This is a genomic window from Nocardia sp. NPDC050406 (genome assembly GCF_044459025.1).
Classification (GTDB): domain Bacteria; phylum Actinomycetota; class Actinomycetes; order Mycobacteriales; family Mycobacteriaceae; genus Nocardia.
In genome coordinates this window covers 1,354,447-1,372,591 of record NZ_JBITIM010000002.1, presented here as the reverse complement: position 1 = coordinate 1,372,591, position 18,145 = coordinate 1,354,447, and the positions used below count along the sequence as shown (strand labels likewise).

The window sequence follows — 18,145 nt, the reverse complement described above, 5'->3', positions numbered from 1 at the left end:
CGATTCCCGCCAGCCACACCCCTTGTGCCGACGTTTACTAGACACGTCAACGAAAAAAGTTCTACCGCAAGGGGATAGAGCGATGGGTTCTCGGTTCGAGTCGAAGGTTGTTCTGATCACCGGTGCCACCTCCGGTGTCGGCGCGGCGGTCGCGCGGCGGGTCGCCGCCGAGGGGGCCGCCGTGGTGCTGGGCGCGCGGGGCAAAGAGGTCGGCGACCGGATGGTCGAGGAGATTCGGGCTGCCGGTGGGCGGGCGGTGTTCGTGCCCACCGATGTGACGGTGGAGGCCGATGTGGAGCGGCTCACCGATGCCGCCGTGCGCGAATTCGGCCGTCTGGACGCGGCTTTCAACAATGCCGGTGCGGTGAATGCCTTCGGCAATGTCGACGAGGTGGACGAGTCCGGTTGGCGGGCGGATATCGAGCTCAACCTGACCAGCGTGTATTACGGTCTGCGCCATCAGGTTCCGGCGCTGGCGGCCTCCGGGGGCGGCGCGATTCTCAACAACGCCTCCAATCTCGGCGTGGTCGGCATGGGGCAGGTCGCGCCGTACGTGGCCGCCAAGCACGGCGTCGTGGGGCTGACTCGCGCCGTCGCCCTGGAGGCCGCCGATCGGGGCATCCGCGTGAACGCGGTGGTCTCCGGCGCAGTAGACACTCCAGCCTTCCGCGCTTCGATGGGCGCGACCCCGGATGGTGAGGCCGCTATCGCGGCGCTGCATCCCCTGGGCCGCATCTCCCGCCCCGAGGAGGTCGCCTCCTTCTGCGCCTACCTGCTGAGCGACGAGGCCAGCTTCATCACCGGCGCGGCCTTGGCGATCGACGGCGGATTCACCGCTCGCTGAACCGAAGTCAGAGGAAGCCCACCCCGCGTCGGGGGCACGGTACGACACGGGATGGGCTGGCTCCGGTGCCGCCCGGCACGATCCGGAAGGCCGCAGGGGCAACTGGGATCCGGGGTGCAGGGCGGCGAGCCGACCGTCACGCTGGGTCGCACGGGGGGCGTGACGGTCGGCCGCCTGGCGGGCTACGGCGACGAACGCCGCCGACCGTAGCCATGAGCACGAGACGGCGATGCACACGTCCGCCGCGGCTTGAAAACCGAATCCCCCAGCCCCACCCAGTAATTCGAATACGGCCGCACCGCCTCCGAACCCCGCTGCGACGCACCCGCCGAACCGGACGCCTCCCACAGCGGCGCCTGCTGCTCGAACCACCGGGACGGAGCGCAATCGCGCAGCGTCTCCCCGGCCGCCGACTCACGCTCGAACCCGCGCGGCGAGGCAGCAGCGCTCGGCTCCTCCCCTGTCGATGACCCAGGTTCCACCTGACGAGGCGGAACGCGGGATCCCTGCACCTCACCTCGCGCCGACTCATGCTCGAACTGGCGAGGCGGAGCAGCAGTGCTGGACTCCGCACCTCTCGCCGACCCGGGCTCCAGCGGACGAAGCGGAATGCGGGTGTCCGGCACTTCGCCTCGCCCCGACTCACGCTCGAACCGGCGCGGCGGCGCAGCAGCACTCGACTCCTCACCTGTCGCCGACCAAGGTTCCACCTGGCGAGGTGGAATGCGGGATCCCTGCATCTCGCCTTGCGCCGACTCACGCTCGAACCGGCGCGGCGAGGCGGTGGTACTCGATTCTCCTACCGGCGGTGCGTGGTCGAACCAGTGAAATGGCGGCGAGGGGGTTGTCGGGTCGGGTGGCGGGGGCGGTTGGATGGAGGGGTGGGTTTGGGTTGGGGGTGAGATGTGGTGTGGGCGTTCGGGGGTTGGGTGGTTCGAAGGGTCGGGGGTGTTCATGGGGAGTGGGACCTCCTGGCGTGACGTCGGGTTCGAGCTACTTGCCTCCGCCGCCACCTCCCCCACCGCCACCGCCACCGCCACCGCCGGAGCCTCCGCTGCCGCCGGACCCGCCACTACCGCCAGAGCCACCACTACCGCCCGACCCACCACTACCGCCGGACCCGCCGCTACCGCCAGAGCCACCACTACCGCCGGACGCACCGCTACCGCCAGAGCCACCGCTACCACCGGACGCGCCAGATCCGCCGCTGCCGCCCGACGCACCAGATCCGCCGGAGCCGCCGCTGCCGCCTGAGCCGCCGGAAGACGTTCCGCCGGAGGAGTTTCCGCCTGAGCTGGAGCCGCCAGTGCCGGAGCCGCCGGACGAACCATCCGAACCGCCAGATCCGCCCGAACCGCCCGAGCCACCAGAACCGCCCGAGCCACCGGAACCAGCCGAGCCACCAGAGCCGCCAGTGCCGCCCCCGGTACCGCCGGAGGTGGAGCCGCCGGTCGAGTCACCGGTACCACCGCCGGAGGTTCCGCCGGAAGACGTTCCGCCGCTGGTGCTTCCACCGTCGGTGGCTCCGCCGCCCGTGGTGCCGCCGGAGGTGTCGCCCCCTGAGGTGCCGTCGCTGGGGGCGGTCCCGCCACCGGTTGTGCCATCCGGGGTGGTTGTTCCTCCGCCGGGTGATGTCACATCGGGGGTGGTGGGGTCGCTCGGTGTCGCACCACCGGGCGCGGTGCCGGGAGTGGTCGCGTCGGGGGGTGTGCCCGGGGCGGAGGGGATGTCCGGGAGGGTGCCGCCGACCGGAGTGGTGCCCGGGTCCGTACCCGGGACTCCGATCGGGCCGGGTTGTGTCCCAATGGGATTGGTGACGGGCTGGCCGGTGTTGGGTCGGTCGGGCAGGCTCACCGACGGCAGTTGGCCGGGGGTGACGGGGCCGATGGCCAGGGACGAGTTGGGTGACGGGGCTATGTGGAACGGGATCGGGTTGGTGAAGCGGGAGGGGTCCGCGTAGGTCGAGTTGCCTCGGTTGACACTGGGTTCGCAGCTGTTCTTGCCGCGCGCGGTGCTCACCGGCCGCCCACCGGACCAGGTGCCGGTCACGGTCGGCGCGATGCCGCCGTAGGGGCGGAAGTTGGCGGCGGGGCTGACCGCGTGGCCGCGGCTCCCGGGAGCGGCGCTCACGTCGTCGAGGAGGAGTACGTCGTGTGCGCCGGTCCCGGAAGTCTTTGTGGCGCCGGTGGTATCGGGCGCGGCCTCGAAGCCGGGCGCTCCGGGCGTACCACCGAGCATGGTCGCGGCCGACATGGCCAGTGCCGAGGCCACGGCCGCGCCGGAGAGCGCGGCGGCCTTCGGCGCGTATTTCCCGATATTCGAACCGGTTTCGGCGCCGCGCGCCGCCGCGATGGCCGCGCCGACCGCCACGGTGTGCGCCGGATCCGGCGACATGATGATGGGCAGCCCCAGTTCGGTGAGCGCGCGCGCCACCTCGACGGGCCGCGCCGCACCACCGATGAGCAGCACCCGGTCGATGTGGTTCATGCTCAACCCGGACCGGTGCACGCAGGCCCGCACCAGCCGTAGCGAATTGCGAATATGCCAGGTGCGCAAGCGACTCGTATCCGCGGCGGGCACCACGGTCGACACCGGCTGGGTGGCCTCGGGCGAGATACTGCGCGCGTACCGCGCCAGCAGCGTACCGAGCGGCCGCCCGCCGTAGTCGTGCGAGCGCACGGCACGGCCGAGCACGCCGCGCTCCCCGCGATCGGCCTCGGTGCGCACCACCGCGATATCGAGGCTGTTGCCGCCCAGGTCGTAGACGAGGGTGAGTCCGCTGTCGGAGATTCCGTGCTGGGCGTCCAACCACTCCACCGCCGCGACGGGTTCGGGCATGAGCGTCACATCGGCCGCGCCCGACCAGTCCAGCGCCCGTCGCAGCCGGTGCACGTACCGTTCGGAATAGCTTGCGGGATAGGCGGTTACCGCGGGCACCTCGGGCGCGTTGCTCTCGATGAGCCCGTTCACCACGGCGGCCACCAGGTCGGCCGGGGACCAGATGCGTCCGCCGATCACGACCGGATCGGGCTCCCGACTCAGGTCCGCGAAATCCGTGACAACCGGGGCGAACTGAGGAATCCCACCAATTCGGGCACCCCCTGCGCTATCGAAGGTGATGGCGGTTCGCCGAACTCGAACGGCTGGCCTGTTTCGATCACCGCTCGACCGTGAATTCGATCCCGTAATCGCCCACACGGAGTTCACTGTGCCGATGCTCATGCCAAAGCCAACAGTCATTGCCATCCCGTCAAACGCACCGTGACCACGGCCCCACGTCGCACAACCATGTGGTCGCGGTCGTTTACCAAACAGCGCGTTCAGGTTAGCTGGCGCATGCCGGACGTGAATGTTGAATTGGAGGAAAAGGTTTCATGAACGGTAGCCAAGTTTGCGAATCCACTGGTCGTCGGATAGTCAGACCAAGATCGAAACGAACTGGCCGCGCATGAATACCGACCAGTCTCCAATTGTGGCTACAACACAGCGAATCCCATTGCATACCAACCGGTCGCCGATAAGACCCCGTACAAAGAAAACCGGAATACGCGCACGACGGTCCGAGTTTCAAGTGACTGGTCGGTTGCTCGCCCGAAAGTTCAATGCCCCGAATGGTGTGGATTGCCGCCGCCGAGCGAATTCCCCCGCCACACACCGGAAGCCGCGCCCGCCGTTCGAGACCCCGCGGAAGGTTCACAACCCACACATCCTGGTCGGTTGCGAAACGCCAACCGCCGCATACGAACGAGGTCGTATGCGGCGGCTGTTCCGTCGAGGGAGGAGTACTACCGGCTGCGCACCAGCAATCGCAGCGAGCGCCGAGGCTGGTTGGCCGCACCCCCGCGAATGGCCTGCGGTTGCCGAGTTCCAACCAGTCGGTCGAATTCGCCTGCGCTACCGGCGGGTTGGGGCAAGCGCCCCGCATTGAAGTCGGCGACCAGCTGCCGCACGGTTTCCTGAGCACAGGACTTGTTGGTCCCGATAAAACCGGTCGGTCCCCGCTTGATCCACCCCGTCACATACGTGCCGGAGACGACCGCGCCACCCACCGATTCCAGCACCCGGCCATCGAGATTCGGGATCACCCCGGCCTGCTCGTCGAAGGGCAGTCCGGGAAGCGGTACGCCCCGGTAACCCACCGAGGTGAGCAACAGCCCGGTCTCGAGCGTCTCGGTCTCCTCGGTCGGCACCGCCCGCACCACGCCCTCGGCGTCGGCGACGAGCCCATTGCGCACCAGCTCCACACCGGTCACCCGGTCGATACCCGCGATGGAAGTCGGCGCGGACAGGTAGCGCAGCACGATCCGCTTGCGCCCACCGGTGGGCCGTGCGGCCAGACTACGCAGCAGCTTCAGCTTCTGGCGCACCTTCTCCGGCTGTCCCGCGACGTCTTCGGGAATCTCACCCTCGACCACGATATCGACGTCCGCGCCCAGCAGGCCCACGAACTCCGGCACCGTGAAGGCGGATTCGGCCGGACCGCGCCGCCCGACGATCACCACTTCCTCGATCTTGCTGCGCCGCAGCGCGGTCAGCGCCTTGGGCGAGACATCGGTGCCCGCCAGCAGCTCCGGATCGGTGGTGAGCAGTCGCGCGACATCGAGGGCCACATTGCCGTTGCCGACGATGACGGCCCGCTTCTGCGACAGGTCGAAGTAGCGGTCGGCGTGATCGGGATGCCCGTTGTACCAGGCCACGAACTCGGTGGCCGAGACCGCGCCCGGCAGACCCTCGCCCGGAATCCCGAGCTTGCGGTCGGAGGACGCGCCCACCGCGTACACCACGGCGTGGTAGTGGTTCAGCAGCTCCTCGTGCGAGACATGCTTGCCCACTTCGACATTCAGGTACGACCCGAATCCCGGCTGCGCCGAGATGGTGTCGAACAGCGTGCTCACCTTGCGGGTCTTGGTGTGATCCGGCGCGACGCCGAAGCGGGCCAGACCGTAGGGCGTGGCGAGCCGGTCGAAGACCGTCACGCGCACATCCTGCTGGGTGAGCAGTTCGTCCGCGGCGTACATGGCCGAGGGACCGGAGCCGATGACGGCCACCCGCAACGGTTCCCGGCCCGGCTTGACCTCCGGCGCGGGGATGGGCCGCGCCAGCAGCGGCCGCGGCCGATCCTGCCGGTAGAAGTCGGCATTGATCTCGATGAACGGCAATTGCTCGTCGGTGAGGCGCTTCGAGGAGACGATCGCGTCCACGGGGCACGCGGTCGCGCAGGCGCCGCAGTCGACGCACGCCTTGGGGTCGACGTAGAGCATCTCCGCCGTCCGGAAATCCGGCTCGTCGGGCGTGGGGTGGATGCAGTTGACCGGGCAGGCGTAGACGCAGGACGCGTCGCTGCAACAGGACTGCGTGACGACGTAGGGCATCTAGACCGCCTTGGCGCCGCGCAGCGGCTCCGAGCGGTACCGGGAGGTCGGACCGTCGATGCGCAGCAGCTTCCAGACCGCCTTGGACACCGGGTTCATCAGGCCGATCTCCTTGGCCAGCGCGCGCACGTCCACGAAGTAGTCGGCGAAGACCTGCTTGGCCTCCTTGGAGCCGTAGAACAGCTCCTTGCGCACCGATTCCGGAATGTCGAACTCCTTGAAGAAGGACTTCGGCGGGGTCGCGATGGAGCGGCCCAGAATCCACATGACGATCGGCATGGCGACCGAGAGGACCAGGCGCTGCGGCGCGCCCTGCTCGGGCACGTGCTGCTTGAGGAATTCGTGCGCGAAGGAGATGTGGCGGGCCTCCTCGGCGACGTGAATCGCCATGACGCCGCGCATGATCGGGTGCACGTCCTCGCCGGAGCGCAGGATCTGCTTCTGGATGTGGTCGATGGGCTCCTCGCCCGCGAGCACCGCCATGAAGAACAGGTTCGGGAACATGACCGCGACGGGCACGCCGAGGTGGCGCAGCTGGCGCACGATCGGGCCCATACCGGGCACGTCCATGCCGATGCGGTTCACCATCTCCTGGAACATCAGGGTGTGGTTGAGCTCTTCGGCCATCTCGTGGGTGCAGTACCGGAATTCCGGGTCACCGTTGGGCAGCGAGAAGGTGTGGTTCACCATGCCGCTGATCAGGATGGATTCGAACTGCAGACCGACCTTGGCGACATTGGCCTGGCGGTACTTGCCGATGGCGATCTTCTGCTCGTCGCTCAGCGCCTGGTACCACGGGTGGCGGCCCAGCGGGTCGGCGGAGGCGGGCAGGATCCAGCGCTCGGGCTTGGCGTTCGCATCGAAATCCGGGTTCTCCCAGTCGATGTCCTCGTAAGGATCGAAGTGCTTGTTGACCGACCCTTCCGACAGCAGCAGAAGTTTCTGCGCGTATTCCTGAGCTTCGGCGACCACGGGGTCGTCGGTGGGCGATGTGGCTACGGACATCGTCGTCACAGCCTCTCCAAGTTCAGCGTCGGGTAACTGTGTCCAATGGTTACACCAAACCGGAGTTACGTCAACAGACCATGCCATGACCGGCGGGTTACTCGCGAGTCGGTGTCCTATTGGCCCCCGCTCCCCCTATATCGGGTCTACCTCCGACCCCTTCGACTATTCGTGCCCCCGTCGCGTCGGCGACGGGGGCACGAGATCTCAGGGGTGGGTGTTTCTCAGATGGCGGCGACCTTCGCCAGACGACGCCGGAACAGATGGAAGCCGGGGTGGCGGTGCGTGGCGGCGTCTTCGGCGAGCAGAGCGTCGCGCGCCGCGATGGCCGCGCCGTCGGCGATGGTGCGTTCGGGGTCGGCGGCGACGAGGACCGGGCGGGCCAGTTCGGCGGCGAGCACTTCGACCACCTCGCGCGGGCGGGCCGCGCCGCCGACCACCAGCACGCGGTCGACGTCGGCCATGGTGACATCGGCGATGCGCAGGGATTTGTAGACGAGTTCGAGGGATTTGCGGACGTGGCGGGTGCGTAGCTCGCTCGCGTCGGCGTCGGAGATCTGCGAACCGACGGTGCCGCCCTTGCGTTTGAGCTGCTGCGCGAGCAGTCCACCGAAGGCGCGGCCGCCGTACTCCGCCGAGTGCAGTGGTTCGCCCACAATGGGATTGCTCGCCGCGCCCGCGCCGACCCGCACCAGCGTCACGTCGAGTCCCGCGCCGCCGAGGTCGTAGACGAGCAGCAGGCCCGGGGTGAGCGGTCCGCGTTCGGCGGCCAACCAGGTGGCGGCGGCGACGGGTTCGGCCAGCAGGGTGGCCTGGTCGAGACCGACGCCGTCGAGTGCGGCGCGCAGGTCGGCCACCGTGTTCTCGGAGTACCCGGCCGGATGGGTCACCGCGATCGCGGTGTCCGCGGCCGGAGCCTTCCCCAGCACCTCCTCGATCACGCTGAGCGCCACGGTGGCGACGAGATCCGCCGCCGTGAGCGCGCGATGGCCGACCCGCGCGGTCGGCGCGCCGCGCTGGGCCAGATCGGCGAATTCGGTGATGACGCGGCCGTGCTTGGGAATTCGACCCACGCGCGCGGTACCCGAACTGTCGAAGGTGAGGGTGGTGCGCCAGGTGATCGGTGGTGCGCCCCGACGGCGACCCGGCGGATATTTGCCCGCACGATCCGATGCCGTCGCGCACACCGTATTGACCGTACCGATACTCACACCGACGCCGAACACCATCTGTCCACCTCGATCGACGAGTCGTTTTCCCCAGTCACCCTGACCCGACCCGCGTTTCAGGCAACCACTGCGCCGGATGCTTGCCAACCACCGGACATGTAGTTGTCCGCTCGCACGCCTCTTCGCGCGCGGACGGGCGCTGAGCGGCTGTGGCGTCCGTGCTTCGCGCGCGCGGGGATGGATCGCGAGCAGTTTGCCGATATCGCACGCACCGGTCGGTCCGCCGGTTGATCATGGATACTCGAAAAGCGCCAGCACACCGAGGAATTCACTTCCCCCACACATGCGCGAAGGGCGCGGAGGCCAGGCCCCGCGCCCTTCGTACAGCCGTCTCACCGTCAGTTGCTCGGCGACACCAACTCCGACACCAGGGTCGAGACCAGGGTGTAGGCCAGGTTGATCATGCTCGACGCGATGCCGGTTTCCTGGCTGTCCATACCGAACATCTTGGCCAGCGGGGTGAGCAGCTGTATGGCCGTCTGCACCAGGGACTTGATGGAGGCGTCCTCGGAGGGCGAACTCTTGTCCGTGCCGCCCGGCGTGGACGGCTTGGCGCCACCCGGACTCGGCTTGGTGTTGGGCGAGTTCACACCCGGTGCCGTGGCGCCCGGTGCGGCCGGGGCCGTGGGCTGCGGCTTGGCGGCCGCGGCGGGCACCTGCGGTGCGCCCGGCGCGCCCACCGAATTCGGGTTGGCCGGAACCGGATACGGGATGCCCTCCGCGATCGGCCGCACCACCGGAACCCGGGCGGGCTGATCGTTCTGGCCCGGGAACGCCTGCGGCTGTGCCGGATTCGACTCGGCGGGCACCGGAACCTCCGCCGGAGCCGGTGCGGGCTGAATCTGCTCACCCGGCTGCGGCTGACCACTCGGCGCGGACGGCTGCGGGTTCTGCGGCGCGGCCTGCGGTTCGACCCCGGCGGGCTGCGCCGGATACGCCGGAACCGGTGCGGGCTGCGTCGACTGGTCGGTTCCCGGCTGCGTCTGCGGCTCCACTGCCGAGGGCTGACTGGGCGCTTGCGGCTCCACCACCGACGGCTGGCTCGGCGTTTGCGGTTCCACCGCCGACGGCTGCCCGGGCACCTGCGGCTCGACGGCCGACGGCTGTCCCGGAACCTGCGGCTCGACCACCGAGGGCTGCGGCACCGTCGCGGGCTGCTGCTCGGTACCCGTCGACGGCTGGGTGCCGGGCTGGGTCTGCGGCTCGACCGCCGAGGGCTGGCCCGGAACCTGCGGCAGCGGCGCCTGTTCGGGCACGTTCACCTGATCGGACTCGGCCGGTCCGGGCGTCAACCCGAGCAGGAATGCCGCGATACCCGTGGTGATGGCGACCGCGTGCCGCAGCTGCCCCTCCTGCGATTCGAGCAGCGCCGCGTCCTCGGGATTCGCGCCGTTGCCCATTTCCAGGAAGACATCCGGCACATGGGTCAGCGCCGGTCCGGCGATATCGTCGCGGGTCATGATGCCGTTGTCGGCCCCGGCGTAGGTGGCGGCCGGGAAACCGGATTTCACGTAGGCGTCACGCATGATCTGGCTCGCCGCCAGCCCCGCGCCCGACTGCGCCTCGTTCGCCTTGGCGTCGGGAATGGGCAGCGCGGGCACGATGAGATGGAAACCGCGCATCTCCGCGGGCGCGCTGTCGGCGTGAATACTCACCGCGACATCCGCGCCGGACTGGTTGGCGGCGGCCGCGCGTTCGTCGATGCAGCCGCCCCAGCCGGTGTCGTCCGGGCGGCTGAGCACGACATTCGCGCCGAGACCCTGCAACGAGGTCTTGACCAGCTGCGCGACATTCCAGTTGATGGTGTGTTCCGGAATGCCGTTGACGGTGGTCATTCCGGTGGTCTGACACGGCTTGCTGCCGCCGCGGCCATCGCTGACCGGGCGGGCCACGTTCTGGTTGTGGTTCGCGCCCTGATGGCCCGGGTCGAGGAAGACGGTCTTCCCCGCGAGCTTCTGGGGTAGTTCGGGTAGTCCGGGCACGGCACCGGCCGTGGCGGGGGCGAACCCGGCCACGGTGGCGATCGCCGCGGCCGTGATACAGGTACGGATTCCGGCCCTGATGATGCTTGGCTTCATAAGCGGTGACGGCGCTCCTCGGCGAGGTGCGCCCCTCCCTTCCCACTAGTAACACCAAACCCAGAGGTTCACTCTCGCAACGCCAGTTATCTCATAGCAAGCTCTTGCCAGCGCCGTGATCGAACTGTTACCAGTGGTCAGAGGGGTTTACACCGTCAGGACGAGAGAATGCGGTCGCCGTCCACCCGGATCGAGCGATTGTCCAGCGGCCTCGGTGCGGGGCCGCTGTCCACGGTCCCGTCCAGCCGAAAGTCGCTCTTGTGGCAGGGGCACTTGATGAGGCCGTCGACGATCTCGTTCACCTTGCAGCCGAGGTGCGTGCAGGTGGACGAGAAGCCCTGGTAGACGCCCTCGGTCGGCTGGGTGATGACGGTGTCGCCGGTGATGATCCCGCCGCCGACCGGAATATCGCCGGTTTTCGCCAACTCCCGCGGTTGGCCCGACGCGTCCTCGGGCGCGGCCGGAGTGGTCTCGGTGCCGCCGTAGCTGGAACACGCCGCCAGGGTCAGCGCGGTGGCGGCGACCCCCGCGCCCGCGAGGGCGGCGCGGCGGTCGACGCGCGGGCCGGTGTTGTCGATGCTCATGGAGCTACTCCTCGATGCGCGGCGGAATCCGGACGGTTCCACCTGATGAATGGACGAACCTGCCGTGCCCCGGGTTCACACCGTGAAGCCCTTGACCCGGAAATACCACACCGCCGAGCTGAACCACAGCCCCACGAGGCCGGTGAACAGCAGCCCGCCCGCGAGCGGAACCACCCAGCCGGGCAGTCCTTTTCGGGTGAGCAGCAGCATTTTGGTGACGAAGATGCCGTAGACCAGGCAACCGAACAGCGAGTGCAGCAGCACGCGGGTGTCGGTGGCGGCGAAGCCGAAGGCGTAGAGGCAGTGCACCGCGACGGGCACGCTGAGCAGGACCGCGAGGCGGCCGGACCACACGTGCCAGCGCGCGAGCCAGCGGGTGGGGCGGATTTTCGGCAGGAGGCCGTACATGCCGAGGGCACTGAGGTGCTGTCCGATGGCGAGGACGACCACGGCGGTGGCGAGCCAGGACTTGACCGCGCCCGGGCTGGAGAAGCCAGCCAGGTTCACGGACTTGCCGGATGGCGTGTGTACCGCGCCGTAGACGCCGATCGCGACGGCGGTGGCGGCACCGGCGAGGACTATCAGAATGATTGCGGAAACCGTTGCGCGAGTGTCTGTTTCGTTCACCGGCTGGTTCGGCTGTGTCGGGAAGTCAGAAATCGTCATTGCCTCGCACCTTCTGCGCGTCGGGAGCCAATTGCGGTGCGGGCGTGGTGGTTCCGTCCGGATTGCGTCGGACTCCGGTGACCGTGCCGTCGGAGTCGACGATCCAGCTGTCGCGCCCGTTGGGGCCGCGCGCGACGTAGAGGCCCGCCGGGGGTTGTACCGGCGGCGCGGTGAAGTCGTAGCGGCGCTCGCCGAGGGTGAGAGTGCCGCGCAGGTCCCGCCCCTCCAGGGTGGCTTCCAGATGAGAGTTGTTGCCCGTCAAGTTCATTCGCCCGTTCTCGGCCGGACCGCGCAACCAGCTCTCCACGGTCACACCGTCACAGACATAGGCGACGGCCTTCGCTCCGGTGACGGTGAACGAGAGGGTGAGCGGCGGGCTCGCGTTCTCGATGGTGGTGACGTAGTCTGCCTGCTTCGGGAAGGCGGCGGGCGCGGTGGTTGTGGCGGGCGCGGTGGTCGTGGCGGGCGCTATGGGCGCTGCGGTTGTCGTGGCGGTCGGGGCCGACGACGAGTCGACGCCGCCGGTGAAGTTGGTCAACAGCAGACCGCCGCCGAGCAGGACCACCGCCAGCAGGGTGAATATCGGACCGGCCCGGTTCATCGGTTCTCCTGGGGCTGAGGGTGGGAGCGCGGCTGTGGGATGGCTGTCGAGATGACGAGTGGTGGGGCGATTGCGATTCGAAGGTCGGTGCCTACGGGCGGGCTGGCCGGTGCGGCGTCCTCGGGCCTGAACCGCGATGCGTGGGGGTGGGTCGGTCCGCCAGCGCTGGGCTTGGCGGCCGGGGTATGGGACACGATCATCTCGACATCGGGGGCGGTGACTCAGGCGCTGAGCGGGAGGCGGCGCAGGGAACGCAGGGCGTAGTGGACGCGGGTCTTGACGGTGCCGACGGGCACGCCGAGGTCGGCGGCGACGTCCTGATAGGCGCGGTCGCGCAGGATCACCTGGACGACGGCGTCGCGCTGTGGGGCGGGCAGGTGAGCGAGCAGATCGGCGACCAAGAGGCCGTCGGCCAAGCTGTCGGTGAAATCCGGCCCGGCGTACCGGCCTTCGGCGACCTCGCCGAGCTCGTCCCAGGAACTGTCCCCCGGCCGCGCCGCGCGAACGCGGGCGATATCGGTGAGCACATTGCGCTCGATCGTCAACAGCCAGGTGCGCACACTGCCGCGATCGGGGTTGTAGCTGGCGCAGGCCCGCCAGCCCCGCAACAGCGTCTCCTGCACCGCGTGCTCGGCCAGCCCGGTATCCCCGAGCCGCCGCATCGCCCGCCAATGCAACAGCGCCTTGTCCGCCGCGAGTACGGCCGCGACGCCGGAGTTCGTGCACAGTCCGGCGCAGCGCGGGGCGCAACGGGGCGGGACAGTGGGCTCGGGGCCGGGTGGGCCGGTGGGTCCAGCGGGGTCTACAGCGGTGTCGCCGAGGGCGTGCAAGCGTCTCATGCCCTGAATATCGCGGGCGGTGCCGAGAACGACATCGGTGGCGGTTACCTAATTCCGGAGACACCGCTCAGCCGGGGCCACGAATTTGTACAACCGTCCAGTAATCGGGTTGTTCGATCTTCGGGGAAGGCGAAACCGGTTTGTACGCAATCAATTCGGTCGTTTCGCCGCATTATCCGGTCGTTATCTGATAGACCTGCGCCCTGAGAGATTCGGGGATCTTTCACCCGATGCCGCACGTCCGCAATTCGTGCGGCTGTCGCGAGATTTCGAGGAGGACCGCCGTGCGTGCACGCACGTTTGCGATCGCGGGGGCAATGGCATCCGCGCTGACCCTGCTGACATCCGGATTCGCCGCCGCGCAACCGGCCGCGGAAATGCCGGGCGACGGGCTGTATCTGGTCGGCGTCGACATCCAGCCCGGTTACTACGAAGCCTCGGGTGCCGAAGACCCGAACGCCGCGTGTTTTTGGCGGCGGTTGTGGAAAGTCCAGACGGAATCGGACTACAACGACCCGAATTTTTACATCATCGCCAGCGATTTCACCCGGGTTCGTCCGGTCCGCGCCGAGATCAAGGCCAGCGACGTGGCCTTCCGTAGTGACAACTGTGGCAGCTGGCGCATGGTTCCGAAGCCGAGCACCGGCTCCTTCGGCTGACCGAGGGTTGCAGTACGAAGCGCCGGAATGGGTAATCGAAAGTGTGGGCGCGGCAATCTCTCGCGCCGCCTTTCGGCAGTGTCGCCGCGAGCAGCGATCTCTACAGGCAGAGGTGTACACATGAGTAAATCCCAGCCGTCCCGGAGTGAACTCCGGTTCGGCGTTTGGCGCAAAAGCAGTTTCAGTGGAACCAACGGCGAATGCGTCGAAACGACAGCGACATCCGACGGATCCATCGCCGTGCGCAATAGCAACAACCCCGACGCCGGAACACTGTTGTTCCGGCGCGCGGAGATGGCGGCGTGGATCTCCGGATGCAAGGCCGGAGAATTCGACGACCTGATCTGATGCGTGGCCGTTACTTCCACGGCACACCGTTCGCCGGGCCGCTCGAGGGCGGGTGGCCCGGCGAACTCGTGTCCTCCACGGCCGTGGCACCGTCCCGTTAGGGTGACGGTATGACCAGGCGCAAGATCCTCATCACCGGAGCCAGCTCCGGACTCGGGGCGGGTATGGCCCGCGAGTTCGCCCGTCGCGGACGTGACCTGGCGCTGTGCGCGCGCCGTCTCGACAAGTTGGAGCAGCTGCGCGACGAATTGCGCGCCGCGCATCCCGAGATCACGGTCGCGGTGCGCGCCCTGGACGTCGATGACCACGCGGCGGTGCCGAAGGTCTTCGCCGAGCTGCGCGAGGAGCTGGGCGGACTGGACCGGGTGATCGTGAACGCGGGCATCGGCAAGGGCGCACTGCTCGGCACCGGCCGCGCGGAGGCCAATATCGCCACGGCCACAACCAATTTCGTGAGCGCCCTGGCCCAGGCCGAGGCCGCCATGGAGATCTTCCGCACCGCGAACTCCGGTCACCTGGTATTGATCTCCTCCATCAGCGCCGTGCGCGGCCTGCCCGGTAAGAAGGCGGCGTACTCGGCCAGCAAGGCCGGATTGTCCGCCCTGGGCGAGGGTTTGGCGATCGAACTGCGCCGCAGCCCCATCACCGTGACGACCGTACAGCCGGGCTTCATCGCCACCGATATGTCCGCGCGCGCCGGTGACGCGAAACTCGTGGCGCCCCTGGACAAGGGCGTCGCCGCGATGGTCACGGCCATCGAGCGCGAGCCCGTACGCGCCGATGTCCCCCCATGGCCTTGGCGAGTATTGGGATTCGCCCTCCCTCGCCTACCCCGCGGCCTGGTCGCCAAGTTCGGCTGAGCGGCCCTCGCGCGGCGCGGACGCATCCGCGGCGCGAGACCGCACCGCTGTCGAGGCGCGGCGACTACCATCCGCACGATGGCGAAGTTCACCACCTGGGATGGTCTGCGACTGAACTATCGGGTGTGGGAGGGCGACGGCCTGCCCGTCGTGCTGCAGCACGGCATCGTGGCCGACACCAACGCGAATTGGATGAGCATGGGCGTGGTGTCGGCCCTGGAGTCCGCCGGACATCACATCGTGTCGCTGGACGCGCGCGGGCACGGTCGCTCCGAGCGGCCGCACGACCCGAGCCGGTACTCCTGGCAGGCCATGGCCTCGGATCTGCGCGCGCTCTTCGACGAACTCGGCTTCGACGAGGTCGCGCTGGTGGGCTATTCGATGGGCGCGATCGTCTCCCTGCTGGTGGCCGAGCAGGACGAGCGAATCGCACGGCTGGCCATCGGCGGCGTCGGCTCCGGCGTGCTCGACCGCGGCGGTATCGACAGCCGGGTGATCAGCCAGGCCGACATCGTGGCGGCCATGCGCGGCGACGGCTCCGAAACCACCCCGCTGGGAAGCATTTTCCGGCTCCTGGCCGATGCGGTGGGCGCGGACCGCGAGGCCATCGCGGCGGTGGCGACGGGTCTGAACGAGGCTCCGATTCGCGGCGTCGAGCACCTCACCATGCCCACGCTCGTCCTGGCCGGTGCCGCCGATCCCTTTGCCGCCGAACCCGATCGCCTCGCCGCGGCCTTCCCGGATGCCCGGCTGGCCGTGGTCCCCGGCGACCACCTGACCGCCGTCGCCGATCCCGGTTTCTCGTCGGCGCTGGTGGAATTCCTGTGCTGAGCCCCGCTCAGTGCTCCCGTCGGTGCGGTACGAACTCCAGGGTCAGCAGTGCCGCCGCCGCGAAAACCACCTCGCGCCAGCGGATCAGGACGAACCGCTGCTCGCCGAAGGCGTGGAATTTGCGCAGGAACCGGTACAGCGATTCCAGCCGGATCAGCGGATCGCCCAGGCGCACCGCCAGATACACCAGCTGGCCGGTGCGCGAGCGCTGCCGGTCGGCGAACAGTTCCGGAAAAGCCGCGAACGCCAGCGAGATTCGCGTGATCCCGCGCTCGCGCGCGTAGTCCACCAGGTCGATGATCATGCGTTCGTCGAGACCGTTGGGGGCATCGTGCCGCCGCCACGGCACATCCAGGCTGAGCTCGCGCCCGTGGTCGGAGACGCCATAGCGCTGGAATCCGACGAGCCGTCCGCCGCCATCGCGGGCCATCACCACCACCATGCCGGGATGGCGGCCGTCGAGCAGGTGGTCGAGGATCATGGAGAATCCGCGCGTCTGCCGCCCGTGCCCCCATTCGTCGACGATAGCGAGCAGCTGTGCGCGCTGCGCGGCGGTGAGGGCGGCCTCGGGGACCACCTCGGTGGTGACGCCGACATTGTGGGTGCGGCTCACCGCCTGCCGCAGATTCCGGAAGCGCCGACCGACCAGCTCGAAGGTGTCCACGTCGAGCACCACATCCCGCCCCACCGCGATGGCGTGCAGCCCCCGGTGGTCCCCGGCCCGCTCCCGCCAGAGCGCACTGATCTCCGGACTGGCGCCCAGCACCGCGATGCGCCATCCGTGCTCACTCGCGAATGTCGAGAATTGGCCCAGTAATTCGCCGAAGGCGCGGCGGTCGCCGATGGGATCGCCCGCCACCACCGCGATCCCGAACCGAGCTCGGTAGGCGATGGCGGCGCAGCGGTCGGCGCTGAAGAAGTAGCTCTTGGACGAGTGCAGCGCGAAGGGCGCGAGCGGATCGCCGTGGCTGCGGCGCACCAGCTCCGCCACGCGCGCCAGCTGTTCCGGCTCCGGACGGCTGGGCACCGGCAGCACCAGTACCGCACCGCTCATGGCCAGGAAGACGAAGCCCATGACCTGGTGGTGGTAGTGATAGGAGAGGTGCGCCAGCACCAGCACCGCCATGGCGGCGGTGAGATGCGGCAGCGTCACGGGTCGACGCAGGTGCAGCCCACGCGCCACGAACAGCCCGGACAGCGCGACCGCGAGGAACCAGGCGTGGTCGGTGCCCTCGCGCGGCGCGCGCTCGGCGGCCCAGAACAGCACCACGCTGGCCAGCAGCAAGACCGCGATCAATCGGATGCGGGTACCCGGCCCGGCCGTATAGGCCGCGCCGCGATACGCCGTCAGCGGCGAGTTTCGGACCGCGAGACGCTCGTCACCCATGCCGCATCGCGCTCCCCGGACGGGCGCTCGGCCCGCTCACCCGCACAGTCCCCATGGCGCTCCTCCCACTGGTCGTAGCAGTACAACTATGCCGGACCGGGATAGCGACGGTTACGGTCGGGCATCCCCCGCGCACCCCCTCACGGACCGGTCGGGACGCATGCGGGCGGGCCACTTGTGCGCCTCCACAATGAAACTCACAGTTGCGCAATCTATTTCGCAGTATCCTGAGAGGGCTCAACCAGTCCCCGCCTCGGAGATCGAGGAGAGGCCCCCCAGCGGGCTTCGACGAGGACGCACCATCACCACGATGCGTCGCCGTCGCTCAGCAGGACGCCGCGACGCCGCAGCAGGGAGAAGGGGGCTGATCGGCGATGATCGCAACCACGTACGCCGTCGTCGTCACCGCGGTCGCCGACCCGCGCAGCGTCGACGGCATGGAGTGGGAGCGCGCGGTCGAATACCTGCCCAGCATCGCCTCCCGCCACATGCGCGCGTGGCTTCGCCATCAAGAAGACGCCACCGGACGTCACCGCGGTGTGGTGATCCCCGGCTCGCGCCGCTCCCCCGCGCTGCGGCTATTGCCGCAGCGCGAAGTGTGCGTTCCGTCGGCGGAGTATCTGTTGTTCGCGGATGCGGTGCGCGCCGATATTCGATCGCGGCGCGCGGGCACGGCGGCCCCGGGCACGACCGGAGCCGACAGTCGCGAGCCGGGATCGGAGGCCCGCGCGGCCCGCGACGAAGGCCGGATGTCGCTGTCCGAGGACCGACTACCGGCGCCGCACGCCTATCCGCTCATCGATCCGTATCGCCTGGCCGCCGTCATGGCCGCGCGCCGCTGA

General features: G+C 68.9%; 16 protein-coding genes. 6 read left to right on the top strand and 10 right to left on the bottom strand.

What is annotated here, in order from left to right:
- The first annotated feature begins 82 nt into the window (after positions 1-82).
- Positions 83-844: an SDR family NAD(P)-dependent oxidoreductase gene (locus ACIBH2_RS19510; RefSeq protein ID WP_397119252.1), complete on the top strand. Its 762-nt coding sequence runs from the start codon at positions 83-85 to the stop codon at positions 842-844.
- 993 nt (positions 845-1,837) lie between these two features.
- Here ACIBH2_RS19510 and ACIBH2_RS19505 read toward each other — a convergent pair.
- The 9 genes from ACIBH2_RS19505 to ACIBH2_RS19465 form a co-directional block, all read right to left on the bottom strand.
- Complete coding sequence (locus tag ACIBH2_RS19505; RefSeq protein ID WP_397119250.1) at positions 1,838-3,862, bottom strand: hypothetical protein; 2,025 nt, start codon at positions 3,860-3,862, stop codon at positions 1,838-1,840.
- A gap of 767 nt (positions 3,863-4,629) precedes the next feature.
- Entirely contained in the window at positions 4,630-6,216 is a 1,587-nt protein-coding gene (locus tag ACIBH2_RS19500) for an FAD-dependent oxidoreductase (protein WP_397119248.1), read from the bottom strand.
- The gene (locus tag ACIBH2_RS19495; protein ID WP_397120893.1) at positions 6,217-7,221 is read right to left on the bottom strand and encodes a diiron oxygenase; all 1,005 of its coding nucleotides are present in this window, start codon (positions 7,219-7,221) and stop codon (positions 6,217-6,219) included. It abuts the gene before it with no gap.
- A gap of 224 nt (positions 7,222-7,445) precedes the next feature.
- Positions 7,446-8,450, bottom strand: coding sequence for an Hsp70 family protein (locus ACIBH2_RS19490; RefSeq protein ID WP_397119246.1), 1,005 nt, complete (start codon positions 8,448-8,450; stop codon positions 7,446-7,448).
- A 338-nt stretch (positions 8,451-8,788) separates the two neighbouring features.
- Positions 8,789-10,528, bottom strand: a complete 1,740-nt coding sequence (locus ACIBH2_RS19485) for an N-acetylmuramoyl-L-alanine amidase (protein ID WP_397119244.1) — start codon at positions 10,526-10,528, stop codon at positions 8,789-8,791.
- Between the two features lie 155 nt (positions 10,529-10,683).
- Positions 10,684-11,112, bottom strand: a complete 429-nt coding sequence (locus ACIBH2_RS19480; RefSeq protein ID WP_397119242.1) for a ubiquinol-cytochrome c reductase iron-sulfur subunit — start codon at positions 11,110-11,112, stop codon at positions 10,684-10,686.
- Between the two features lie 75 nt (positions 11,113-11,187).
- Positions 11,188-11,778, bottom strand: a complete 591-nt coding sequence (locus tag ACIBH2_RS19475) for a DUF6529 family protein (RefSeq protein WP_397119240.1) — start codon at positions 11,776-11,778, stop codon at positions 11,188-11,190.
- Positions 11,765-12,379, bottom strand: a complete 615-nt coding sequence (locus ACIBH2_RS19470) for a hypothetical protein (protein ID WP_397119238.1) — start codon at positions 12,377-12,379, stop codon at positions 11,765-11,767. The genes ACIBH2_RS19475 and ACIBH2_RS19470 overlap by 14 nt, the downstream gene beginning before the upstream one ends.
- Before the next feature lie 221 nt (positions 12,380-12,600).
- A complete protein-coding gene (locus ACIBH2_RS19465; RefSeq protein WP_397119236.1) occupies positions 12,601-13,218 on the bottom strand; it encodes a sigma-70 family RNA polymerase sigma factor in 618 nt (205 codons plus the stop codon).
- Between the two features lie 284 nt (positions 13,219-13,502).
- Between ACIBH2_RS19465 and ACIBH2_RS19460 the strand changes: the two genes are divergently transcribed.
- The 4 genes from ACIBH2_RS19460 to ACIBH2_RS19445 all read left to right on the top strand — a co-directional run bounded on the left by ACIBH2_RS19460 (position 13,503) and on the right by ACIBH2_RS19445 (position 15,916).
- The gene (locus tag ACIBH2_RS19460; RefSeq protein WP_397119234.1) at positions 13,503-13,877 is read left to right on the top strand and encodes a hypothetical protein; all 375 of its coding nucleotides are present in this window, start codon (positions 13,503-13,505) and stop codon (positions 13,875-13,877) included.
- Between the two features lie 27 nt (positions 13,878-13,904).
- Positions 13,905-14,225 (top strand): DUF397 domain-containing protein, encoded by a 321-nt coding sequence (locus tag ACIBH2_RS19455; protein ID WP_397119232.1) that lies wholly within the window; start codon positions 13,905-13,907, stop codon positions 14,223-14,225.
- A gap of 110 nt (positions 14,226-14,335) precedes the next feature.
- Positions 14,336-15,085, top strand: a complete 750-nt coding sequence (locus tag ACIBH2_RS19450; RefSeq protein ID WP_397119230.1) for an SDR family oxidoreductase — start codon at positions 14,336-14,338, stop codon at positions 15,083-15,085.
- Between the two features lie 78 nt (positions 15,086-15,163).
- Positions 15,164-15,916, top strand: coding sequence for an alpha/beta fold hydrolase (locus tag ACIBH2_RS19445; RefSeq protein WP_397119228.1), 753 nt, complete (start codon positions 15,164-15,166; stop codon positions 15,914-15,916).
- Positions 15,917-15,923: 7 nt separating this feature from the next.
- Here ACIBH2_RS19445 and ACIBH2_RS19440 read toward each other — a convergent pair whose 3' ends face one another.
- Positions 15,924-17,303 carry a bifunctional lysylphosphatidylglycerol flippase/synthetase MprF gene (locus ACIBH2_RS19440; RefSeq protein ID WP_397119226.1) on the bottom strand — a complete coding sequence of 460 codons (1,380 nt, stop codon included), beginning with the start codon at positions 17,301-17,303 and terminating at the stop codon, positions 15,924-15,926.
- A gap of 374 nt (positions 17,304-17,677) precedes the next feature.
- On the opposite strand from ACIBH2_RS19440, the gene ACIBH2_RS19435 reads away from it, so the two are divergent.
- Positions 17,678-18,145 carry a hypothetical protein gene (locus ACIBH2_RS19435; protein ID WP_397119224.1) on the top strand — a complete coding sequence of 156 codons (468 nt, stop codon included), beginning with the start codon at positions 17,678-17,680 and terminating at the stop codon, positions 18,143-18,145.